The sequence below is a fragment of the Sutcliffiella horikoshii genome, assembly GCF_044809035.1.
In the GTDB taxonomy this organism is placed as follows: Bacteria; Bacillota; Bacilli; order Bacillales; family Bacillaceae_I; genus Sutcliffiella_A; species Sutcliffiella_A horikoshii_G.
In genome coordinates, this window is sequence record NZ_CP085237.1 from 1627074 (window position 1) to 1649689 (window position 22616).

The following is a 22616-nucleotide window of genomic DNA, read 5'->3' on the forward strand; positions in this document are numbered from 1 at the left end:
TGAATCCCGGCACCCACATCCACCAACCTCAAAAACTCCTTCCTAAAAGGAGGTTTTTTCTATCCAGACTTTCCTATATAATAAGCTTTACTAGAAAAAATGAGGTGACAGCATGCTATATATACTTTCACAGTTGGGGTTCAGCTTCATGGCGGCTGCTGGGTTTGGGGTCCTTTTTAATGCACCGAGAAGGGCTTTGATTCATTGCGGTACGGTTGGTATGATTGGCTGGATTTTTTACATAGTTTTGGCGGATGCAGGGGTCGATCCGGTGGTGGCCTCGTTTGTTGGGGCGTTTATGGTGGCGCTTGTGGGTCATATTATGGCGAAGCGTTTCAGGATGCCGATGATTATATTCAGTGTGGCAGGAATCATCCCGCTTGTACCGGGGGGATTGGCGTACAATACGATGCGGCAAATTGCAGAAAATGATTATCTTGCTGCCATTCCGTTGGCGGCAAAGGCATTTATGATATCAGGTGCCATTGCGATGGGGCTTGTGTTTGCTGAAGTTATCATGCAGGTTATCATGAATATCATTAAGCGGGCGACTAATAATGTTAAACGTGAGGTGAGTTAGGTGACACAGGAAATGACAGAGCGGGAAACGGAGAGAATACTGGAGGTCTGCCTGCTTGCCGGAAGAATCATGATGGAAGGGGGAGCGGAGACTTATCGGGTGGAGGATACGATGACTAGGATTGCAGCTTCATACGGTATTACAGAAACGCATAGCTTCGTTACACCAACGGGAATCATTGTTTCGCTTCAAGGAGATAATCCTACGCGCTTAGTGAGAATTAACTCTAGAACCACTGATTTAGAAAAGGTGGCTCAAGTCAATCAAATCTCTCGTAAAATTGCTGATAGTCAGCTTAATGTGCAAGAGGCTCACCAAGCATTAATCGAATTAGAAGAATCTCATCTCCTTTTTCCGATAAGCTATCAGATTCTCGCTGCAGCTTTAGTCAGCGGTTCGTTTTTAATCATGTTCAAGGGTGTTTGGACGGATTTCCTGCCTGCAATGATAGCCGGTGGTCTGGGGTATTCCGGTCTATTACTGATACAACATTACACCAGGGTTAAGTTCTTTGCAGAGTTTTTCGCTTCCTTGATCATTGGACTTGTTGCATTAGCGATGGTTACCATTGGAGTTGGGATGGAGCTGGACAAAATAATCATTGGTTCTGTTATGCCATTGGTTCCTGGTTTGCTTATCACCAATGCGGTTCGAGATTTGATGGTGGGGCATTTTGTTTCCGGGTTATCTAAAGGAGCGGAGGCACTGTTTACAGCCTTTGCCATAGGAGCGGGTGTGGCGGTTGTATTCCTCTGAACCGCCGACCCAACCTTACCGCACCATTGGAATATTTTTCTCATTACAGTTATGACAGGCAATTAACAGTATATTTCGTTATTTTACAATAATTACTTGTTTTCAATTAAGGAAAAACATATTAGATTAATAGTATGAAAACTTTACAGAAAGTCCTCATAACTTTGTCGGTTGTCGCACTAGTCTTAGGTGGAAATACAGTTGCCCTGGCAGCTACTACTCACACGGTTCAATCCGGTGATACGATGTGGAAGATCGCGGTGAAATATCAGGTTGGGGTATCCGAACTGATCGCGGCGAATTCAACACTCAAGAATCCTGACCTAATCTATCCAGGTCAAACTATTACTATTCCAGAAAAAGGGGAGGGACAAACACAGGAAGAGCAGGTTGCTAAATTAGTAAACCAGGAACGTGCTAAATATGGTTTAAAGCCTTTGAAGCTTAACTGGGAGTTATCTAGAGTTGCAAGATACAAATCTCAAGATATGATTGATAAAAGATATTTCAGCCACACGTCACCAACTTATGGATCTCCATTCGATATGATGCGTAACTTTGGTATTTCTTACCGAACAGCAGGTGAAAACATTGCTGCTGGGCAAAAAACACCACAAGAGGTCATGAATGCTTGGATGAACAGTGAAGGGCACCGTAAAAATATCTTATCCAGCCAATATACAGAAATAGGAGTGGGCTATGCAAAGGGTGGCCAATATGGTCATTACTGGACGCAGATGTTCATTTCAAGATAAAAGAAAGGCGGTACCTACCAAGAAGGTACCGCCTTTTCCTATGACATTATTAATTTCTTTCCATTTTAATTTGAAACTTGTAACGATCCCCTCTATAAACAGATCTAACTAGTTCAAGCGGTGTACCATCATGGAGAAAGGTATTGCGCTGAATATAGAGCATCGGATGGTCTTTTTCAATATTTAATAGCTTTTCATGTTCTTCTGAAGCACTTACGGATTCTATCAGTTGTTCGGCATGCGTTATTTGTAATCCCAGCTTTTTTTCTACATAGGAATAAATAGAGGCATTGACTTCATCCTCTGTAAGGCCTTTTACCAAATTTGCAGAAAGGTAGTTTGTTTCAAGGGCCATCGGTTCCCCATCAGCAAGGCGAATTCTCTTTATTTCATATACAGGTGCATATTCACTTATCTTCAGTTCGTTTGCGATAAAACTGTTTGCTGGAATAACTTCAAAGTGAATCAGTTTACTTGTCGGGGTCATGCCTCGTTTTTTCATATCTTCTGTAAAGCTTGTCAAACCTTGAAGGGGCTGCTCGAACTTTTTCTCAGATACAAAAGTGCCACTTCCTTTTTTTCTGTACTGGAGCCCTTCATTAACAAGGGAATTGATAGCCTGTCTTACGGTCATTCGGCTGATTCCATAGCTCTCCGCATATTCCCTTTCGGATGGGATGTTTTCACCTGTCATGATATATCCGGCTTCAATTTGGTTTTTTATATAAGATTCCAATTGATAATAAATGGGGATTGGAGATGTTTTATCGATCATCTTGGTTGTTTCGCTCCTTTCAAGCAATTATGCCCGAGGTGCCGAGTACAGATTGGTCTGCCAAAATTTTTACACATGGATGCTTTTTCAAAATAGAAGCAGGGAAATCTTCTGAAATCTCTCCATACAACAGTTGCTCAAATGCTTTCCTCTTATTTTCTCCGGCTACGAGCAAAAGGATTTCCTTAGCCCCCATAATAGAGTCTATTCCCATGGTGATGGCATGTGTCGGAACATCCTTAATATCCTTAAAGAATCGGGAATTTGCCTTTCTGGTCGAATCCGTCAACTCCACAATATGTGTCCTGCTAGCAAAGGAAGTGCCAGGTTCGTTAAAGCCTATATGACCGTTAGCTCCAAGGCCCAAGATTTGAAGGTCGATTGGTCCATGTTTCTTCAATTTTTCCTCGTATATGTTACATTCCTTTTGTTGGTGAGCACTCATTCCATCGGGGATAAACGTATATTCACTTTGAATGTCAAGGTGCTGAAAAAGATGTTTTTCCATAAATGCATAATAGCTGTTTGGATTTTCTTTACTCAATCCCACATATTCATCCAGATTAAATGTCGTTACATGACGGTAGCTTGTTCCCAACGTAATATGATCCTTTATCAGTTGTTCATACAACCCTGTTGGAGTGCTACCCGTAGCAAGCCCGAGTACGATTTGAGGATTATCCTGAACTTTCCTTGAAATATAAGCTGCTGCTTCCTTGCTTAACGCCTCATAAGATGGGGCAGTGATGATGTCCATGTTTTTACTCTCCTTTATATGAAAGAATACCTTTGCAAAATGTCATTTTCACATGCATATCTTCGTCTAAAATCACAATGTCAGCATCCTTGCCAATCGCAATGCTACCTTTTCGATCCCACGCATGAATTCGTTTAGCTGGATTGGCAGATGCCATTTGTATGGCTTCTTGAATCGTACAATCAGTGAACCTCTTCATATTTCTAACAGCGTCATTCATTTTCAGTACACTTCCCGCTAAGGTTCCGTCTTCAAGAAGGGCGGTTTGATTCTCCACCATCACTTTCTGGCCTCCTAGCTCATACTCTCCATCATCTAACCATTTTGCTCGCATGGAGTCTGTTATCAATAAGATTTTATCCACGCCTTTAGCAAGAAACGTTGCTTTTACCATGGCAGGATGAACATGAATGCCGTCTGCAATCAGTTCTAAAAAGAGTTCAGGAAGGGCCAAGCCCGCACCTGCGACGCCTGGTTCACGGTGATGACTTCCCTTCATTCCATTAAAGAAATGAGTAATATGCTCTGCACCGGCTTCCATTGCTTTTACTACCTCTGTATATAAAGCATCCGAATGCCCGATGGATGCGATGACTCCGGTATCGGAAAGGTACTTGACCAGCTCCAAACCATTTTTACATTCCGGTGCCAAAGTAACCAATTTAATGTGATGACCAGACTCTGACTGGAAATGACGGAATGTTTCTATGGATGGTTCTAAAATAAAGGCAGGGGGTTGAGCGCCGGCACGTATTTCATTGATAAAAGGTCCTTCAAGGTGGACTCCTAATGCTTCACTTCCGACATCCCTCTGATTCAGACTCGAGATGAAGGAGTTCACATTTCGTAATGCCTTTTCAAGTTCTTTTTTATCTTGTGTAATAGTGGTTGCTAGAAAACTAGTGGTTCCCTCTTTTGGTAGAGTCTCAGCCATAGAAATCAAGCTTTCGATATTTGCATCCATCACATCGGCACCATTTAATCCGTGGATGTGTATGTCGATGAAGCCAGGTGAGGCATATAGCTCTTCCGAAAAATGGATTTCAGTCAGATTTTCATCATTGGTGTAATGGTTTAAGTGACCAAAGTCAGCAATCTTTCCTTGTTTGATGATTAAATAGCCATTTTCTATAACTTCTTCTTCTGTAACGATTTTCATGGAGAGGAGGGAGTAACTATTCTGTTTAGAAGTCATATAAGATTCACCTTTTCCTATTTATTATATGTATAGTTTAGCAAAAAATATGTCTAGTTGTATATACCGATTTAACTAGTGGTATATACAGATTACGTTAAATAAAAACCTAAAATTTTTCTATCCAATTTTCTTATGAAATAATATACTATTAACAGAATAAAAGCATAGAATACTAGAAAGGTGAATCATCATGAATAACTTATCTATCAATATAAGAGATGCTGCTATGGAGGACCTTCCCATAATAGTTTCGATCTATAATTCCACTATTGAAAGCAGAATGGTGACTGCTGATACTTCTCCGGTCACAGTGGAAAGTAGAAAAGAATGGTTTGTTAAACATAATAAAAATAGACCATTGAAGGTAGTGGAACTTAATAATCAAATTTGTGCCTGGATCAGTTTTCAAAATTTTTACGGTCGCCCGGCCTACCAGGCAACAGCAGAGGTAAGCATTTATCTTAGCGAAGAAACGAGAGGGAAGGGACTAGGGGCCATATTATTAGAAAAAGCAATAAAGGAGTGTCCTGCTCTTCAGATTGAGAATTTATTGGCATTCATTTTTGCACATAATGTCCCAAGTATCCGTTTGTTTGAGAAGTATGGATTTGAAAAGTGGGGATATCTTCCTCGTGTCGCCGAACTTGATTCTGTAAAAAGGGATTTGGTGATTATGGGGAGAAGAATAGTAGAGTAGGAGGAAGTAGAATGAAATGGAAATGGGTGTTCATCATTTTCACAGGCATACTACTGGTAACAGGAACACTACTAGCATTTAATGAAGAGGTAAGGGGAGCGGCAAGGTTAGCCTTGTCAGGTTCACCCGTTGTAACACTTTCTTCGGAAGAAGATTCGACAATAGTCATGGCCAAAATGGAAGAAGGGGCAGGACTGCAGGATGTATTTTCCCATGTAGAAGAAAATGGCTGGATATTTGAAGAACAGATGGGGTCTACGTTTCTTTATTCAAGAGGAGATGAGAGCCTCGTCATTATGTTGAAAATGTGGACAAACCAATATATCGTAGCAGAGTTGACAGAAGGGTAGGGAATTTATGTTAAAGCCAGTACCAATGATTAGAACGGAACGACTTCAGTTAAGGAGTTTAACATTAAGAGATTCTGATATTATTTTTTCGTATTTTTCTGAACCGGAAATGACTAAATTTTATGGTATGGAACCTTTTCAAAAGAAAATAGAGGCGGATAAATTCATCAAAGATTTTATGGATGACTATAATTCCTTGTATAGATGGGGGATTGTGGAGAAGGAAAGCAATAGACTAATAGGTACTTGTGGTTTTCATGCAATATCGGAAAAGCATCAGCGTGCAGAAATTGGGTATGAAATAGATATTCCTTATTGGGGAAAAGGATACGCAACAGAGGCGATAGAGGCACTGGTTCAGTTCGGATTTGAAGGGATGAATTTCCACCGTATCGGGGCAAATGTTTATCCTGAAAATGTCGGATCGAGAAAGGTTTTAGAAAAATTGGGATTTACTCATGAAGGCCTGTTAAGGGGTTATCTATATCAAGGTGGTAAATTTCATGATGCAAATGTTTTTTCCATACTTAGAGAAGACATGGATAAATAAAGGTGTTAGATTTACAGGTTGGAATAAATACATTCCATCCTGTATTTTTTTGTGAAGAGGTATAGAAGGCTGATAAATCCGTTGATTTCCGTTCCAGGCGCTTCGCTTGCCTGCGGGCGGTCCGTGAGCCTCCTCAGGCTTCGCCTTCCGGGGTCTCACCTGTCCCTTCCTCCTGCGGGCGTCTGCGCGCCTTCCACTTCAATCAACAAGGTTAATTCATACATCAGAGGTAAATAAGAACCCATCTAACAGAGTTAACTGAAAAACTAATAACACTGATTCACCCTAAATATTCAGCTGTGGATTGGAGCAAATGGCGTAGACTCCAGCGGGGGAATAACGGTAGATTGAGACCCCGCAACGAAGTGAGGAGGCTCAAGCACCGTCCCTCGGAAAGCGAAGCCGTTTGCGGAAAGGAACAGCGGCCGTTACCCAATGAACTAAAATTTTTGGCCCTGAATGGTTAGTTATTTTTATTTCAGAAAAAACCTATTTGTTAGAATATACTGTAAGTTTTTCTGTTATTATTATAAGATAGTAATAAAGGAACATGTAAGATAAGGGGGCATGGGCATGTATCAAATTAAATGTTTGAGTGAGTGTACATTGAATCAAGCGCTAGAAGCATGGAACAAGGGGTTTGAAGGGTATTTTTTTGATGCAACTATGGATGTGGACCGATTTGCAGCTAGACTGGGTCAGGAGAATATATCCGCTTCCTTATCCATCATTGCCTTTGAAGGTGAAGTTCCTGTAGGACTCTTATTAAGTGGTTACAAAAAAGTAGGAGAAGAACTTGTTGCATGGAATGGTGGAACAGGGGTATCTGCCTCTCACCGCAGAAAAGGAATCGGGAAACTATTGGTAGAAAAAGCTTGTGAGTTATATAAAGAAAAAGGGATTCATACATCTACTTTGGAAGCTATTTCTAAAAATGACCAAGCAATTGCATTATACGAATCTAAAGGATACAAGGTTGTGGATCATGTGGTCCACCTTTCCCTAGAGACCTCGCAAGAATTTAACGACTCTTTGGAGTTTTACCCTGTATACACATCGGCACATGATGCCCAGTTTCTATCAATCTATCGTCACGATACGCCATGGCAAAGTCAATGGTGGTGTATGAAAGATGGATTAACTTTGCAACTGTTGGGGGCTGAAGGGGAAACAGCTGCTTATGCCATGTTTAAGAGACAATATAGTCCTGATGGAACATTAAAGGCTATTGTAGTCACCCACTGCTTTATAAATGAAGAACAAAAAGACCCGGAAAAAGTATTGGAAGCCTTATTCTTCCATCTTTTCCCAACAACTGTTGCGCCTTTCCAGTGTACGATAGCGTTTTTTCAAACATCCAATAAATTGGTCTACAACTACCTTACCAATAAAGGCTTTTTGATGAAGGTAGAACAAGTTTGGATGAAGAAGGCAATAGCAACAGGTGTGGATATCGGGCATTCGAGATAGAAAGCTAGAATTGATTTACATATACCACTTTAATTTTTGGAGGGATCGTAAGGATGGTTGAAAAGTTTTTAGATGAACAAAATGAACAGTTTCAGAAACTATTAAAAAAATCGACGCACGCTGGCTGGATGGCACAGACTACGGGAGAAAAGAAATGGGCCGAGGAAGCAGGTAAAGCTTCTAGTGAATTCAGTCTTTTCTTTGCCAATCAAGAACGTTACAACCAGGTCAAATCTTACCTGCAAGATTCAGAACTTACGATGGAGCAGAGAAGGCAATTAGAAATCCTAGAGTATGGAATGAAAGAAAATCAGCTGGATAAGGAAACGATTGAAGAAATGTCCTCTATGTCTTCAGAGTTGAACTATCTTTTCAATACATACATGCCAGAGGTGGATGGGAAAAAATTATCCGCTAATGATATCAGAAATATTTTGTTAAATAGCACAGATAGCAAGGAGCGGGAAGAAGCTTGGAAGGCAAGCAAAGAAGTGGGGCAGGTTGTGTCGGAAAAGTTATTGACCTTGGTGAAAAAACGAAATGAAGCCGCCCGGAAATTAGGCTATGCAAATTATTATGAAATGTCGTTTGCGAATCAGGAACTAGATTTGGAAGAAGTTTTTTCTATGTTTGAGGATCTTGTAGAACAATCGGACTCTACTTATCGCAGTTTTAAAAGTGAATTAGATACTGAATTAGCTAAAAAGTTCGGCGTGTATGTAGAAGAATTAAGACCTTGGCATTATGTAGATCCTTTCTTCCAGGAAGCACCGGCAAACGAACAAACGAATCTTGATCAATATTTCAAAGGGCAAGATCTGGAGAAATTGACTGCAGAAACATTCGATTCCATGGATATGCCAATCGAAGGGTTGTATGCTTCCTCCGATTTAAATCCACGAGAAGGAAAGAACCCTACGGCGTTTTGTATGGATATGAACCGAGAAGGGGATATTCGTGTCCTGTGTAACAATTTGGATAACACGTACTGGATGGGGACGATGCTACATGAATTCGGTCATGCAGCTTACAACAAGTATGTTAATCGTGATCTTCCCTATTTGTTAAGAAGCTTCGCGCATATTTTAACAACAGAATCCATTGCTATGCTATTTGGAAAGATGACAGAAAACAGAGAGTGGCTTTCTAAGTTTTTGAAATTAGAAGATACGAAGCTTGAAGCATTAATGCCTGCGCTTGAAAAACATGAACAATTAAAAATGCTTATATCCGCAAGATGGATTATCACGTTTGTTTTCTTTGAAAGAAAGCTATATGAAAACCCAGACCAAGAATTAAATTCCCTTTGGTGGGAAACGGTGGAAAAAGTACAATTGCTTCATCCACCAGAAGATCGAACAAATCCGGATTGGGCAGCGAAAATTCATTTCACTTTAGCCCCTGTCTATTACCAGAATTACCTTTTGGGTGAGTTGACAGCTGCACAACTTTATCATCATATCAAAAGCAATGTATCTGATGAGTTTTTCTCATTAAAGGTAGGGGCATTTATTCGAGATGAATTCCTGGCACCTGGGGCAACCTACCATTGGAATAAGAAAATAGAAAAAGTGACAGGAGAACCATTAAATCCTGATTACTTTATAAAAGCTTATTGTCATCATGAAAAAGTGAATAATTAATAAGTAAGGGTAAGTAGAGAATTCCTCTATTTACCCTTTTTTGTTAAGTTTTTATGACTTTTTTAACAAATCCTTTATTTTGCATGAAAATGCAAGAAATATAATATAAACTTGTAGATAATGAGATTTTTCGAGTTTTTATGACATAAATACATCAGACTAAAGAACTAGTAGAAAGGTTTGTCTTCCTTTATGATAAAAAAGTTGAAACTACTTGTGATCATCCCAATACTTTTGATGGTTTTTGGGAATTCGATAGAAACGAAAGCAGAACAACCTGGAGACTTATTCAGCGAGTCTGTCATTTTAATAGATGCAAAATCAGGTAATATACTATATGAGAAAGATAGTAAGCGTGAAATGTATCCAGCTAGCATCACGAAAATTGTGACCGCCATTATTGCTATTGAAAGTGGAAACTTGCAGGATATAGTGACGATAAGTAAAAATGCGAGGGACCAGGACGGCACAAAAGTATATTTACTAGAAGGTGAAAAGGTAACCCTCGAAAAATTGGTGAAAGGGTTGATGATCAATTCCGGTAACGATGCAGGGACTGCCATCGCAGAGCACTTGGAAGGCAATGAAAAAGCCTTTGCAAAGAAAATGAATGCATTTGTGAAAGAAAAAGTAGGGGTAGAGAATACAAACTTCACTAATCCCCATGGATTATATCATCCTGAACACGTGACAACGGCAGAGGATATGGCAAAGATCGCCCAATATGCCATGAAAAATGAAACGTTTAGGGAGATAGTCGGGACAAAAGAAATGGAATGGATTGGGGAAGGATGGGAGACCACCCTATACAATCACCATCGTTTGTTATGGGACTATGTGGGAACAACCGGGGTGAAAAACGGCTATGTCCCGGAATCGGGTCATACACTGGTCACTTCTGCCGAAAGAGATGGAAAAGATCTAATAGTGGTGACAATGAAGTCAGCGTCTAAGTATTACAGCTATCGAGACACCATGTCCCTTATGGATTATGGCTTTGCAAATTTTATTACAGATGAAATTAATAAAGGAGAAATAGTGACAGATGCTGCCGGTAGAGAATACATGCTGGCCAAAAACGTGCATCTAGCAAAACAGGAAGAAGAAACGGTGAATTTAAGGGTAAATAAGGACAAGGATTTGGTCGTGAGAATAGGAAATAGAGAACATGTCGAAGAAAACGTGTTAGTGGAACAAGAACGCAATAATTTGACTCCTGTTCCCACTGCCTCCTCGTCGGATCCAACTAATCAATCAGGAGTCAATGGAGATACGGGGGCAAAAAGCAGTTTAGGATCAACCATCTTTATTTTTATCGCTCTATGTATCTTCTTTTTCGTTATGAACTTTTTGCAGAGAAGAAGAAGGAAAAAGAAAATGCAACAACGTTACTCAGATTCCTTCCTTTATTCTAGAAGAGACAGCTATCATAGGTAATAGGAACAGCGGAGCGGCCAGTCAAAACAGGTTGCTCCGCTGTTTTGTATTTAGGTGGTGGGATAGTTTATGAATAAGGGTTTGGCTAGTTGTCCAAAGATTGTATATAATGGAGATATGTAGATAATGGGAGGTAAGAAGATGCCGAGAAAAGAGAATGCGCTAAATGAACAGTTGATTGAATTATTGCAAGGGGAGAAAATCGTGTCCCTGATCACAACAGACAAGGATACGAAAAAACCTAATCTAAGCATCGTGTCATGGTTGGTTGCACATGAAGATGGGAAAACCATTAAATTTGCTTTGGGTCATAAGGCGGAGAGTGCGTTTAATATTCAAGAGAACCCGGAATTGATTTTAGGTGTTGTTGGTGCCGGTAGCTGTTTTTCTATTAATGGTAAAGGTTCAGTATCAGAAGTCATTGATAAAACCATGAAGTATCGCGTGGTAACCGTTGAAGTTGACACTGTGGAAGATGTCATTTTCTATGGTGGGAAAATAACGCAGGAACCTGATTATGTAAAAACATATGACGAAGAGCTTGCCAAAAAATTAGATGAAGAAGTTTATGCGCTATTAAAAGGCTAATTTGCTATTTAAAGGGCTGTCCATGTTCAATGGACAGCCTTTTCTATTTGTGTTGAAATATCTCTCAAAATTAATAGAAACATGGAAAAGTAATACATTTCCATATATAATGATAGAATACTAAATTTTTCTATATTGAAAGGGGTTTCTATGAAAAGTTGGATTAAATCAAACAAACGAAAACTCCTACCCTTTGCGGCTGTTTTCCTACTGGCGGGGGCACTTATTACCTATTATCTGTACACATCCCCATTCAAAGGAACAGGATCGACAGGTGTACAAGGGAACCCTTCTTCTAGCACCTTGTCAACATCTAGGAATATTCCTGTTGAACAAGACAACCCATTTGATCATAAAAACAAATTGAATGAAGTTCATGTTGTTAATTACATTCATTGGATGTCTCATCAAAAAGTAAAAGCGGAAAACAAATGGACGCATTACAAGATGACGCCTGAAAGAATTGATTGGCTATTAGAAAAAGTGAAAGAAGCCGAGTATAAACATGAAGAAGTGTATGTGGATATATTGACAAAATGGCAGAACGGTGACTTTTCCACAGCTGACATAGATCACAACAGGGTCTGGTCCTTACTTAATGGTACTGTAGGAAAAGCAACAGGCGTAATGACAGAGGAAGAAGAAAAAGATTACTTGGAAAATCCCAATATCAAGTTTAAATAATGGTTACATCATCACCTTATGGTAAAATGATTGGTAATTCGCATAGGATAAAGGTGGTTATGCCAGATGAATGGAATCAGAAGTTTTGCAAGAACAGAAGATCAAGAAAATATTTACTCTAAAGCTTCTTCTTTGGCTTCCAATTTTTATACCCGGGCAGCCTATCATGATCAGAATGCTGTTTTTCCATTTGAGAATTTCCAAGCACTTAAAGATGAAGAGTTATTGGACCTTACCATTCCAAAGGAATACGGTGGTAAAGGTGCGGGGTTATATGATTTCGTTTTACTTCAGGAAACTATTGCACAAGGTGATGGCCCCACTGCACTGAGTCTTGGTTGGCATCTGGGGATCATGATGAATGAAGGAATCAATAAATCATGGCCTAAGGATATATACGAAAAGGTTTGCCGGGACATTGTACAACAAAAAATATTGATTAATAGTGCCCATAGTGAAAAAAATACGGGCAGCCCTGCAAGAGGGGGAAAACCTGGGACCATTGCAAAGAAGCTCCCTGAAGGGGACTGGCAAATTAATGGAAGAAAAAACTTCACTTCACTGGCCCCTGTCCTGGATTATTTCATCATATCAGCTAGCATTGAAGGCACAACAGATGTAGGGGAGTTCTTACTTCCACGTGAACTAATGGGGATCTCTATAGAAGAAACGTGGAACACGATGAGTATGAGAGCTACTAGAAGTGATGATTTGGTGTTATCAGAAGTAATTGTAGATAAAAAGGCACTTTTGTATATAAAAAAGCAAAAAACACCGAAACCACAAGGCTGGTTACTACATATACCCGCTTGTTACTTAGGCATTGCCATTGCTGCAAGAAATGAAGCTGTTTCATTTGCTGATACGTATCATCCAAACAGCCTGCCTCATCCTATAAAAGAAGTACCTAAAGTAAGAGAACGTGTAGCAAAAATGGATTTGGAGTTGACTACAGCCCGTCACTTATTATACAGCGTGGCAAGACTATGGGATGAAGATCCAGATAAACGAGATGAACTTGTGGGTGAACTTGCGATAGCCAAACTTGTTGCAACTAACAGTGCAATTTCTGTTGTAGATGAAGCGATGCGGATCGTGGGCGCACAAAGCCTGCATGCAGAACATCCTCTTCAACGCCATTATCGTGATGTCCGGGCAGGTCTTCATAATCCTCCGGCTGATGAAATAACGATGGAATTGCTTGCTAAGCAGGCTTTTTTAAGAAGTACAGAATGAAAAATAAAGAGAGTGGTTATATGCAAGAAAAACATAAGAGTCGGAAAGGGGACTGGCGCTATCCAATTGCACACAGGGAAGCGTGGATAGGGGTTACGTTAGTTTTTTTTCATTTTGCCTGGTGGTACGGTTTTGCTTATGGTTTTGGGGCGAAGCCGGTCGAATCATATACATATGTTTTAGGTTTTCCCGCTTGGTTTTTTTATAGTTGTATACTTGGTTTTATCCTCATCATAGTACTGGTCATTTTAGTGGTCAGGTTTCTATTTAAAGATCTTCCTTTGGAGTCAGATGAAGGAGGGGACCGATCATGAACATACAAGTAATTATTCCTTTGTTGGTTTTTTTGATTATTATTTTTCTTATCGGGATTTTTGCCTCCAGGAAATTAGCCAATTCTTCTTCCTTTGTGCAGGATTATTTTCTTGGTGGGAGAGAGCTTGGAGGCCTGTTATTGGCAATGACGATGGTAGCGACGTATGGGAGTGCCTCTAGTTTCATCGGAGGACCCGGTATTGCATACCACACAGGACTTGGTTGGGTGCTGTTGGCCATGATACAAGTGGTCACAGGATACTTTGTCTTAACGATTTTAGGGAAAAAATTCGCCATTATAGCAAGAAAAATGAAAGCCATTACCTTGATTGATTTTTTGAAGGAAAGATATCAGAGTAAATGGGTCGTTTTATTATCTGCAAGTAGCATCATCCTTTTCCTTTTTTCCGCGATGGCAGCACAATGGATTGGAGGGGCAAGGCTTATTGAGTCGATCACAGGTCTTTCCTATACCTCTGCATTGTTTGTATTTGCTGCATCAGTATTGGTATATGTGATCATTGGCGGGTTCCGTGCGGTTGCCATTACAGATGGTGTGCAGGGAATCATCATGGTAGTGGGGACAATAGTCATATTGGCAGGAACGATCATTGCCGGTGGCGGCATTCCGGCAATGATGAACGATTTAATGACAGAAAATCCTAATCTTATTACTCCTTTTGGAGCTGACGGATCTTTAACTCCATTATATGTTTCTTCTTTTTGGATCTTGGTGGGGGTAGGAGTAGTAGGCCTTCCACAAGTGGCTGTCAGGGCAATGTCCTACAAGAATTCCAAAGCTATGCATGCAGCATTGATCATAGGTACGGTTGTTGTTGGGTTCATCATGCTTGGTATGCACTTGGCTGGTGTTTTCGGCAGGGCAGTATTACCTGGCCTAGATACTCCAGATACTGTTATGCCCCTTTTGGCTCTCCATGTCTTGCCAGGGTGGTTAGCTGGAATTGTTTTGGCTGCTCCGATGGCTGCCATCATGTCGACTGTGGATTCTCTTCTGCTTATAGTGAGTTCTTCTATTGTAAAAGACGTTTATTTAAACTATATTCGCCCGGACGCACCGGAAAAAAATATCAAGCGCATTAGCATAAGTGTAACTGCGGTAGTAGGGGTATTAGTGTTTTTCATGGCCATTGATCCACCGGCATTTCTCATTACATTAAATCTCTTCGCATTTGGAGGATTAGAGGCAGCCTTTATTTGGCCGGTTGTATTAGGTCTATATTGGAAAGGCGGCAATGCAATGGGAGCCTTGGCGTCCATACTTGTTGGCGTATTTTCCTATATTGGCATAACGGTTTATTATCCTGATGCATTTGGGATGCATAGTGTCGTCTTGCCAGTGACTCTTTCTCTAGCAGCATATGTGCTTTTTAGCATAGTGGGTAAAAATAGAAAGAGGCAGGAACAGGAAGATATAATAAACAAATATTTGCTTTAATTAAATGATTAGGGGATAAAAATGAATAAGCTAAAACAGCTTTATGAGAACAGTGTAGAAAAAGCTAGTAGCTTCATAAAGGAAAGCAGAAGGCGTCTTGCAATAAGTCTCCTCCTTTACATCACAGTTTTCGTCTCCGTATTAAGTTTTTTCTTTTTTACTGGGGCAGGTAAGTGGTTTGATGTTTTGTTTGTTATTGGGACAGGAGCCTTAGCTTTAAGTTTAGGTGTGGGAATAACATGGCTCATCTTGAAAATTTCAGGGGGATTGCCAAAAGTTCTGGTGGCAGTCATTGTTGGCTGTATTGCGGTGATATACAGCGTTGGCACATTTATGGGACCATTCTTCAGGTTGATGGGGTTCTCCGTTATGGTGCTGGCAGTAGTTTTGGGAATCACTATTCATCTTTATCATAGAAAGAAAAAAGCACTATTTTTCATCTTTGCTTTATTTACACTGAGCTTGCACGCGGCAGCTATCTTTTTGGCAGTTACGGACGGGAAAGAAGGACCTTGGTCTCTTGAAGTGGACAACCAAGCATCGACTTTAACAAATCCGGCTGACAGAGGAGATGCGAAGATTCAGTACTTTACATATGGCAGTGGCAAGGATGACCGTCGGGTAGAATATAGAGATGTAGCTTTTAAATCCCACACCGTTAATATGTCGTCATTTATTACCCAGCCTAAAGGCTTAAACAAATGGTACCGGGAATGGTTTTGGGGATTTGATTTATACAATGCTCCATTGAATGGTAGAGTGTGGATGTCTAAAAAAGAAGAGCAAGGTTCATCCCCTCTTGTCTTAATCGTACATGGTAATCATAATATGGCCGATTTTTCAGACGGTGGATACGCGTATCTAGGAGAAATGTTAGCAAGTAAAGGGTACATCGTTGCTTCGGTAGATCAGAATTTCATCAACTCCGGAAAAACAGGTCACATCGGGTGGGATAACGCCGGCAGGGCATGGCTGTTGTTAAAACATTTGGAGTTGTGGCAGTCCTGGAACGAAGACAAAACCCATGCATTATACAACAAAGTTGATATGGACAATATAGCACTCATTGGACACTCAAGAGGTGGAGAAGCTGTCAGTATCGCCGCTCTCTTCAATGAGCTGGACCGTTTTCCGAATAACGCAAAAGTAAGTTTGAACTTTGATTTTTCGATTAAATCATTGGTTGGATTATCACCAGGTGATGGTCGCTTCAAACCAGGAGATCAGCCAGTCAGCTTAAAAGATGTGAACTACCTTACGCTTCAAGGAGGTAATGATACCGATCATACGAATTACCTTGGGATGAGGCAGTTCCAGCGGGTTTCTTTTACAGAAGACTTTGACGGGTTCAAAAGCAGTGTGTATATATATGGTGCCAATCACGGTCAGTTCAATTCCGATTGGGAAGTGGATCAGCCTAGCCCTTATTGGTGGTTTATGAACAGAAAAGAATTAATGGATCCTGATCTCCAAAGAAAAATCACTAAGGTGTATGTTTCTGCTTTTCTGGATGCCACTCTAAAAGGAAAACAAGAATACCGAACAATTTTTTCGGATAAAGAGACAGCTTCCTCATGGATCCCAACCGATCCACTTCGTGTTCGCTATGAGGACCACCGCTTTCAACCTATCGCTACATTCGAAGAAGATGTGGATGTAACCAAACCTACCAAGGAAGGCGGGGGGCTGCAAGGATACAACCTGCGCGTCTGGAAAGAAGTGAATTTGCTTCAAAGGAATAAAGAACAGCAAAATAATCAGGTAGTAAAGGTAGGGTGGACTAATAAAAATAGTCGATACACCATCACCTTGCCAAAAGGAGCAGCCAATGACTTTTCAGAAGAGACGGTATTAAGGTTTGATGCAGTCCAGGCCCATCCAACTAGGTATGATTTTTATCAAATCAATGTAGCAGAGGGATATGAAAACAAGGCAATTCCTGTTACAGTAAGTATCAAACCAAAAGGTGTGGCAAACTTTGATGGCAGAATCAGAAAAACAATTTTCATTGAACCTACTTATACGACTGAGCTATATCGATATGACTGGTGGAATGAGCGTTACGGAAACCAATACGAACATATGCTCCAAACATATGGAATGAAATTGGATTACTTGAAAGAAAGCTTACCAGAAATAGATTACAGTCAGATAGAAGAAGTTACTTTTGAATTTAACCAGACCGATAGCGGGTTAATTTTCATAGATAACATCGGCTTTAGCAATTAAACAATGAATAAAAATTCCCACTCTCCCTCATAGTAAATAAAGAATCATCAAACAAGGGGGAGAGTAGGTTGAACATGAAAAAATTGATAATACTGTTGCTTCTCTCCATATATCTTCAATCTATAATTCCTTCAGAGTCAAGCGCCTTGGCTTTGACACCACTTTCCGTTAATCAAACAAATACATCCTCCTTTCTCTATGAAATAGAAAAACCTAAAAGCAAAATAGTATCGCTTCCGTTACTTGTACATTTCATCGACGTGGGACAAGGGGACGCTATCCTTTTGCAAACCCCCAATGGTTCCAACGTATTGGTCGATACAGGGCCAAAAGATTCTTCGAAAAAGCTGCTTGCTTATTTAAAAAAGGTCAATGTCACATCGGTAGATTTGCTAGTCATCACACATCCCGATTTTGATCATATCGGAGGGATTCCCTCTCTTCTAGAAAAGGTACCCGTCAAGAAAATTTTAGACAGCGGCAAAGCCCACACCACATTGACATTTATTCAATACAAACAATACGTTTGGAATAATATCGTGCCTGTACAATATGCGAAGGAAAAAATGAAGTTAGATATTGATCCTGAACTGAAAATTAAGGTGTTAAACAGTGGATCAGAAGAAAAAGAGACAAACAATGCATCCATCGTCCTTCACATTACATATGGAGAGATGAAGTTTCTGCTCATGGGAGATACAGAGGAACAGGAAGAAAAAAGAATGAGCAGGAAATACAACCTAGAATCCACCATCTTGAAAGTTGCCCATCATGGTTCAAATAGTTCATCTACGACTTCGTTTTTGAAGGATGTTCAGCCTAAAATTGCAGTAATATCCGCCGGGGAAGATAATGACTTTCATCACCCGCACTTGCCTGTCTTAAATAGGTTAATTGAAAGCGGAGCTGATATTTACAATACGGCAGAATCCGGGAGCATTGTTTTCTCAACAGATGGAAAGCTGTTATTTGTCAATAATAGACCCTGGCTTTATGCTAATCAGCAAAAGCAAGATGATAAAAAATCGATCGTCATCACTGATTTGGATGTAAAAGAAGAAATGGTGACGTTAGAAAATAAAAGCGCAGAAACAATAGATATGTCTTATTGGAAATTAGTAAGCAAAAAAGGGTATCAAACTTTTGATTTCCCTGAAAATTATAAGCTAGAACCAGGCGAAACCATTTACATTGCTTCTGGTGCACAAAAGCAGCATTTCAAGAAATATATCCATTGGCTTAGCGACCATTTATGGAATAATAATGGAGATAAAGCTCAACTTTATGATGATCAAGGAGATTTAGTGGATGAATTTGAAGCGGCAGTGAAGGACGAATAGGTTTTAATTCCTTCGAATTGTGTTATGTAAGAGGAAAAGATACTTTTTCTAAAAGCACAATGCGAGGAGCCTTAAAATTGAAAAAACTTAAAAAACCAGTACGTGTGACACTAGCTCTAACAATAAGTCTATTCTTGTTTATGCTCTACATCCACTCCACGAAGGAAGAAGTAATAGCATCCGCAATAAAGGAAACAAACCAAAACGGAATATCACTAAGCCTTCAAAATCCATATGTTATGCCGATTAAGGTTTCTAGTGCTTCCATGATGGACGACAAGGAGAACGAACTTCCCATTACCGTTTACAGCATTAAATTAAATGGTGTATATAGTGGTGGTGACTCGAACGTAGACGAGACATTTATGTCTACCCAAACGGAGGAGTTTGAAGAATTGAAGGAAGTAACGATTCCAAGCGACGCTTCCAAAAAAGAAGAAATCTATAGCATCTACATCACAGATCCCAAAAGAAATGGAAACGTGGAAGCAGCGGAAAAAGTGAAAATCACATTCAAAATATTCTCCTTCCTGCCCATAACGACCACCATATCATTGTAAACACTGCATAATCTGCAGTGTTTTTTTTATAAAGAATAGATAGTTTATAATACAGTTGATTTCCGTTCCAGGCGCTTCGCTTGCCTGCGGGCGGTCCGTGAGCCTCCTCGGCTTGTAGCCTGTGGGGTCTCACCTGTCCCTTCCTCCAACGGGCGTCTGCGCGCCTTCCACTCCAATCAACTAGGAACTACATCTATCGACGGGTTTATGAAACTCAATCTACCCATATTACCTGAATATGCATTAACGCATTGTTAATGTGTTATTCAGCTGTGTATTGGAGCAAATGGTGAAGACTCCAGCGGGGGGAGTAACGGTAGGTTGAGACCCCGCAACGAAGTGAGGAGTCTCAAGCACCGTCCCGCGGAAAGCGAAGCCATTTGCGGAAAGGAACAGGGGAGAATAACTAAACAACTAAAGCATTTGCCTTTTCTTCTTTGTGTACTTTCAATCATCAGAGTAAATTCAGAGGGTTGGGGGAAAATAGTACAACATATGACTATTGATACGCAAGCATTACAATATAAACGTGTTTAAGGTGATAAAGAGAGGGAATGTACATAATGGAGATTGTCAATTTTGACTACCTATACAACTGGATAGTTCTCGGCTCCATTGCTGATCCCCGTTGGTGGCTGCTTTTCGCATCCATATTTTGGCCTTGGTTGTTATGGTGGAGAGTAGTAGAAAAAACTAGGATGTTCGAAATCCTGGCTTATGGCCTCTTCTGGGCTGCAATGGCAACTTGGCTGGATTTACTTGGGACAGAATATGGGAAGTGGAGCTACCCTATTAAATTAGACAATGACATACAAACTTTGCTTCCCGCGGATACAGCGGTTATTCCTGTCATGTATATGCTCCTTTATCAGTACACATCTACTTGGAAAACATTTGTCATTGGCAGTGTGATAACTGCAGCGGTTCTATCTTTTATATTTGAACCACTTTTTCTGATGCTGGACATGTTGGAATTAAAAGAATGGTCTCACACGAAATCATTTTTCTCCTTTCTTTTTTTGGCAATTGCCACTAGAACCCTTTTCTTTTTTATAAAAAAGAAGCAGATTACTTTTTAGTTGACTAACATGTATATACAAGTTAGACTAGTTTACACCGACATGTATATACAAGGTGTCGTTTAAATGTAAGCGTTTTTCCAGTGATTTAGAAGTTCATATTAGAAAAAAATATATGTATTAATTTGGAGGGATTAACATGTTCAAAAAACTTTTCGGAATGAAAGAAGCCACCCAAACACCTACTGAGGAAACCATCTTTGCTCCTTTAAGCGGAAGGGTGACAGAGCTGAGTGAGGTTCCAGATCCGACGTTTTCACAAAAAATGATGGGTGACGGGTTGGCGATCGTGCCAACTGAAGGGGAAGTAGTTTCACCTGTGGACGGGGAAATCATACAATTCTTCCATACAAAACATGCAATAGGCATCCGATCCCTTTCAGGAGCGGAAATACTTATCCATGTAGGACTTGAAACGGTGTCCATGAATGGAGAAGGATTTGAAGGGCATGTAAAAGCAGGCGATAAAGTGAAAGCAGGCGACAAGCTGATTACTTTTAATATCGACCTTATCAAAGAGAAGGCTGCTGATATCATCACACCAATCGTCATTACAAATGGTGAAAACGTGGAGAGCCTTGATAAGAAATCAATTGCTGACGCTGTGAAAGGACAGACGGAATTAATGGAACTAAAAATGAAAAGTTAAACTGGGTTCTATAAAAGAGAAACAAAAAGAGATGGCATACAGGAGGAAATAGAAATGGACATAAGAAAACAGACGGAAGAAATTGTCCAAGCTTTAGGGGGAAAAGAAAACGTAAGTGCTGCCACACATTGTGTGACGCGTCTCCGCTTGGCTTTACATGATGAAAGCAAGGTTGACCAAGAAGCATTAGAAAGCATTGATGTGGTAAAAGGATCTTTCTCCACAAATGGTCAATTTCAAGTTGTAATAGGACAAGGCACTGTTAATAAGGTTTATAAAGAATTTGTAGATATCACAGGCGTTGGTGAAGCTTCCAAGGATGAAGTCAAAAAGGCTGCAGAATCCAACTTAAATCCTTTGCAGCGAGCAATAAAGACTTTGGCGGATATATTCATCCCAATTCTTCCTGCTATCGTGACAGCAGGTCTTTTGATGGGAATAAACAATTTATTAACAGGGCCTGGTATCTTTTATGATGAACAATCTGTTATTGATGTGCATACAGAATGGGCGGATATTGCAAGTATCATCAACTTGATTGCCAATACAGCCTTTGTCTTTTTACCGGGACTGATTGGTTGGTCAGCAACGAAACGGTTTGGCGGTAGTGAACTGTTAGGTATTGTGCTTGGACTAATGTTGGTGCATCCTGATTTACTTAATGCATGGGGATATGCGGAAGCACAAGAAGATGGAGCAGTTGAAACTTGGAAATTCTTCGGACTGGAAATTGAAAAGGTCGGTTATCAGGGTCAAGTACTGCCTGTTTTAGTAGCAGCGTTTGTGCTGGCTAAAGTGGAACAATTTTTAACCAAAAGAGTAAGCGATGCTTTTCACATGCTTATTGTCCCACCAATTACTTTATTATTAACAGGCTTCGTAACATTCGTAGCCATTGGACCTGTTACATTTGCCATTGGTAATTTCTTGACCAATGGGTTTGTCGGAATTTTTGATGCTGTTCCGGCACTAGGTGGACTTATTTATGGTGGTTTATATGCACCGTTGGTAATTACAGGTATGCATCATACATTCCTTGCGGTAGATTTCCAGCTTATTGCTACAATTGGTGGCACATTCTTGTGGCCGATGGTTGCTCTATCTAATATCGCGCAGGGTTCAGCTGCCTTTGCGATGATGCTAGCAACTAAAGATGAGAAGTTGAAAGGTTTGGCGTTAACTTCATCAATCTCTGCTTGGTTAGGGATTACCGAACCAGCAATGTTTGGTGTTAACTTACGTTTCCGCTATCCGTTCTTTGCAGCGATGATTGGATCGGCTATAGCGGGGATCATCATTACCATTGCCGGTGTTAAAGCTCCGTCCATTGGTGTTGGTGGTATCCCAGCATTCTTCTCCATAATGGCGGAATACTGGCCAGTCTTCTTCCTTGGGATGGGGATTGTACTAGTCGTACCATTTGTTATTACTTTCTTAATTGCAAAAGTGAAAATGAGAAAAGAAACATAAAGATTGTAGAAAGGGGTCTGACCCCTTTTTGCAATTTTT

Annotated in this window: 23 protein-coding genes; 20 read left to right on the plus strand and 3 right to left on the minus strand. The window is 40.3% G+C overall.

The features are described 5' to 3' along the window. Window positions 1-112: 112 nt before the first annotated feature. The 3 genes from LG307_RS08505 (at window position 113) to safA (ending at window position 2091) form a co-directional block, all read left to right on the plus strand. Complete coding sequence (locus LG307_RS08505; protein ID WP_404449761.1) at window positions 113-580, plus strand: threonine/serine exporter family protein; 468 nt, start codon at window positions 113-115, stop codon at window positions 578-580. Next, entirely contained in the window at window positions 581-1336 is a 756-nt protein-coding gene (locus LG307_RS08510; RefSeq protein ID WP_404449763.1) for a threonine/serine exporter family protein, read from the plus strand. It begins immediately after the preceding gene. Window positions 1337-1470: 134 nt separating this feature from the next. Continuing rightward, a complete protein-coding gene (safA, locus tag LG307_RS08515) occupies window positions 1471-2091 on the plus strand; it encodes a SafA/ExsA family spore coat assembly protein (RefSeq protein WP_404449764.1) in 621 nt (206 codons plus the stop codon). Window positions 2092-2140: 49 nt separating this feature from the next. Here safA and LG307_RS08520 read toward each other — a convergent pair whose 3' ends face one another. Genes LG307_RS08520 through nagA form a run of 3 tightly spaced genes read right to left on the minus strand, consistent with a single transcriptional unit; the run spans window position 2141 to window position 4818 of the window. Then, entirely contained in the window at window positions 2141-2866 is a 726-nt protein-coding gene (locus LG307_RS08520) for a GntR family transcriptional regulator (protein WP_404449767.1), read from the minus strand. 19 nt (window positions 2867-2885) lie between these two features. Then, on the minus strand, window positions 2886-3623 hold the full coding sequence (gene nagB / locus LG307_RS08525; RefSeq protein ID WP_404449768.1) for a glucosamine-6-phosphate deaminase: 738 nt from the start codon (window positions 3621-3623) through the stop codon (window positions 2886-2888). A 4-nt stretch (window positions 3624-3627) separates the two neighbouring features. Next, window positions 3628-4818 (minus strand): N-acetylglucosamine-6-phosphate deacetylase, encoded by a 1191-nt coding sequence (nagA, locus tag LG307_RS08530; protein ID WP_404449769.1) that lies wholly within the window; start codon window positions 4816-4818, stop codon window positions 3628-3630. Between the two features lie 193 nt (window positions 4819-5011). Here nagA and LG307_RS08535 point away from each other — a divergent pair, with 193 nt between their 5' ends. The 17 genes from LG307_RS08535 (at window position 5012) to treP (ending at window position 22577) form a co-directional block, all read left to right on the plus strand. Continuing rightward, window positions 5012-5518 carry a GNAT family N-acetyltransferase gene (locus LG307_RS08535; protein ID WP_404449771.1) on the plus strand — a complete coding sequence of 169 codons (507 nt, stop codon included), beginning with the start codon at window positions 5012-5014 and terminating at the stop codon, window positions 5516-5518. An 11-nt stretch (window positions 5519-5529) separates the two neighbouring features. After that, complete coding sequence (locus tag LG307_RS08540) at window positions 5530-5868, plus strand: hypothetical protein (RefSeq protein WP_404449773.1); 339 nt, start codon at window positions 5530-5532, stop codon at window positions 5866-5868. Window positions 5869-5875: 7 nt separating this feature from the next. Next, window positions 5876-6418 (plus strand): GNAT family N-acetyltransferase, encoded by a 543-nt coding sequence (locus LG307_RS08545; protein ID WP_404449775.1) that lies wholly within the window; start codon window positions 5876-5878, stop codon window positions 6416-6418. Window positions 6419-6991: 573 nt separating this feature from the next. Further along, a complete protein-coding gene (locus LG307_RS08550; protein ID WP_404449776.1) occupies window positions 6992-7888 on the plus strand; it encodes a GNAT family N-acetyltransferase in 897 nt (298 codons plus the stop codon). Window positions 7889-7941: 53 nt separating this feature from the next. Then, window positions 7942-9531 (plus strand): peptidase M3A and M3B thimet/oligopeptidase F, encoded by a 1590-nt coding sequence (locus tag LG307_RS08555; RefSeq protein ID WP_404449778.1) that lies wholly within the window; start codon window positions 7942-7944, stop codon window positions 9529-9531. 192 nt (window positions 9532-9723) lie between these two features. Further along, on the plus strand, window positions 9724-10968 hold the full coding sequence (locus tag LG307_RS08560; protein ID WP_404449780.1) for a D-alanyl-D-alanine carboxypeptidase family protein: 1245 nt from the start codon (window positions 9724-9726) through the stop codon (window positions 10966-10968). 141 nt (window positions 10969-11109) lie between these two features. After that, window positions 11110-11556 carry a pyridoxamine 5'-phosphate oxidase family protein gene (locus LG307_RS08565; RefSeq protein ID WP_404449781.1) on the plus strand — a complete coding sequence of 149 codons (447 nt, stop codon included), beginning with the start codon at window positions 11110-11112 and terminating at the stop codon, window positions 11554-11556. Between the two features lie 150 nt (window positions 11557-11706). After that, window positions 11707-12240 (plus strand): DUF6241 domain-containing protein, encoded by a 534-nt coding sequence (locus LG307_RS08570; protein ID WP_404449783.1) that lies wholly within the window; start codon window positions 11707-11709, stop codon window positions 12238-12240. Between the two features lie 66 nt (window positions 12241-12306). Next, on the plus strand, window positions 12307-13476 hold the full coding sequence (locus tag LG307_RS08575) for an acyl-CoA dehydrogenase family protein (RefSeq protein WP_404449785.1): 1170 nt from the start codon (window positions 12307-12309) through the stop codon (window positions 13474-13476). Then, window positions 13473-13790, plus strand: a complete 318-nt coding sequence (locus LG307_RS08580) for a YhdT family protein (RefSeq protein WP_404449787.1) — start codon at window positions 13473-13475, stop codon at window positions 13788-13790. Before LG307_RS08575 ends, LG307_RS08580 begins: the two co-directional genes overlap by 4 nt. Continuing rightward, the gene (panF, locus tag LG307_RS08585) at window positions 13787-15250 is read left to right on the plus strand and encodes a sodium/pantothenate symporter (protein ID WP_404449789.1); all 1464 of its coding nucleotides are present in this window, start codon (window positions 13787-13789) and stop codon (window positions 15248-15250) included. The genes LG307_RS08580 and panF overlap by 4 nt, the downstream gene beginning before the upstream one ends. Window positions 15251-15271: 21 nt before the next feature. Further along, window positions 15272-17479 carry an alpha/beta hydrolase family protein gene (locus LG307_RS08590; RefSeq protein ID WP_404449791.1) on the plus strand — a complete coding sequence of 736 codons (2208 nt, stop codon included), beginning with the start codon at window positions 15272-15274 and terminating at the stop codon, window positions 17477-17479. A gap of 74 nt (window positions 17480-17553) precedes the next feature. After that, a complete protein-coding gene (locus LG307_RS08595; RefSeq protein WP_404450418.1) occupies window positions 17554-18819 on the plus strand; it encodes an MBL fold metallo-hydrolase in 1266 nt (421 codons plus the stop codon). Between the two features lie 77 nt (window positions 18820-18896). Next, window positions 18897-19379, plus strand: coding sequence for a hypothetical protein (locus LG307_RS08600; protein WP_404449793.1), 483 nt, complete (start codon window positions 18897-18899; stop codon window positions 19377-19379). 563 nt (window positions 19380-19942) lie between these two features. Further along, window positions 19943-20458: a CBO0543 family protein gene (locus tag LG307_RS08605; RefSeq protein WP_404449795.1), complete on the plus strand. Its 516-nt coding sequence runs from the start codon at window positions 19943-19945 to the stop codon at window positions 20456-20458. Between the two features lie 139 nt (window positions 20459-20597). Further along, the gene (locus LG307_RS08610; RefSeq protein WP_404449797.1) at window positions 20598-21107 is read left to right on the plus strand and encodes a PTS glucose transporter subunit IIA; all 510 of its coding nucleotides are present in this window, start codon (window positions 20598-20600) and stop codon (window positions 21105-21107) included. A gap of 54 nt (window positions 21108-21161) precedes the next feature. Continuing rightward, the gene (treP, locus tag LG307_RS08615) at window positions 21162-22577 is read left to right on the plus strand and encodes a PTS system trehalose-specific EIIBC component (protein WP_404449799.1); all 1416 of its coding nucleotides are present in this window, start codon (window positions 21162-21164) and stop codon (window positions 22575-22577) included. Window positions 22578-22616 lie beyond the last annotated feature (39 nt).

Coding starts and splice junctions, on each gene's coding strand:
- treP (WP_404449799.1), top strand. CDS start 21,162: ATGGACATAAGAAAACAGACGGAAGAAATTGTCCAAGCTTTAGGGGGA.
- LG307_RS08590 (WP_404449791.1), top strand. CDS start 15,272: ATGAATAAGCTAAAACAGCTTTATGAGAACAGTGTAGAAAAAGCTAGT.
- LG307_RS08550 (WP_404449776.1), top strand. CDS start 6,992: ATGTATCAAATTAAATGTTTGAGTGAGTGTACATTGAATCAAGCGCTA.
- panF (WP_404449789.1), top strand. CDS start 13,787: ATGAACATACAAGTAATTATTCCTTTGTTGGTTTTTTTGATTATTATT.
- LG307_RS08535 (WP_404449771.1), top strand. CDS start 5,012: ATGAATAACTTATCTATCAATATAAGAGATGCTGCTATGGAGGACCTT.
- LG307_RS08570 (WP_404449783.1), top strand. CDS start 11,707: ATGAAAAGTTGGATTAAATCAAACAAACGAAAACTCCTACCCTTTGCG.
- LG307_RS08505 (WP_404449761.1), top strand. CDS start 113: ATGCTATATATACTTTCACAGTTGGGGTTCAGCTTCATGGCGGCTGCT.
- LG307_RS08575 (WP_404449785.1), top strand. CDS start 12,307: ATGAATGGAATCAGAAGTTTTGCAAGAACAGAAGATCAAGAAAATATT.
- LG307_RS08520 (WP_404449767.1), bottom strand. CDS start 2,866: ATGATCGATAAAACATCTCCAATCCCCATTTATTATCAATTGGAATCT.
- LG307_RS08540 (WP_404449773.1), top strand. CDS start 5,530: ATGAAATGGAAATGGGTGTTCATCATTTTCACAGGCATACTACTGGTA.
- LG307_RS08580 (WP_404449787.1), top strand. CDS start 13,473: ATGAAAAATAAAGAGAGTGGTTATATGCAAGAAAAACATAAGAGTCGG.
- nagB (WP_404449768.1), bottom strand. CDS start 3,623: ATGGACATCATCACTGCCCCATCTTATGAGGCGTTAAGCAAGGAAGCA.
- LG307_RS08555 (WP_404449778.1), top strand. CDS start 7,942: ATGGTTGAAAAGTTTTTAGATGAACAAAATGAACAGTTTCAGAAACTA.
- LG307_RS08560 (WP_404449780.1), top strand. CDS start 9,724: ATGATAAAAAAGTTGAAACTACTTGTGATCATCCCAATACTTTTGATG.
- nagA (WP_404449769.1), bottom strand. CDS start 4,818: ATGACTTCTAAACAGAATAGTTACTCCCTCCTCTCCATGAAAATCGTT.
- LG307_RS08595 (WP_404450418.1), top strand. CDS start 17,554: ATGAAAAAATTGATAATACTGTTGCTTCTCTCCATATATCTTCAATCT.
- LG307_RS08610 (WP_404449797.1), top strand. CDS start 20,598: ATGTTCAAAAAACTTTTCGGAATGAAAGAAGCCACCCAAACACCTACT.
- LG307_RS08565 (WP_404449781.1), top strand. CDS start 11,110: ATGCCGAGAAAAGAGAATGCGCTAAATGAACAGTTGATTGAATTATTG.
- LG307_RS08605 (WP_404449795.1), top strand. CDS start 19,943: ATGGAGATTGTCAATTTTGACTACCTATACAACTGGATAGTTCTCGGC.
- safA (WP_404449764.1), top strand. CDS start 1,471: ATGAAAACTTTACAGAAAGTCCTCATAACTTTGTCGGTTGTCGCACTA.
- LG307_RS08545 (WP_404449775.1), top strand. CDS start 5,876: ATGTTAAAGCCAGTACCAATGATTAGAACGGAACGACTTCAGTTAAGG.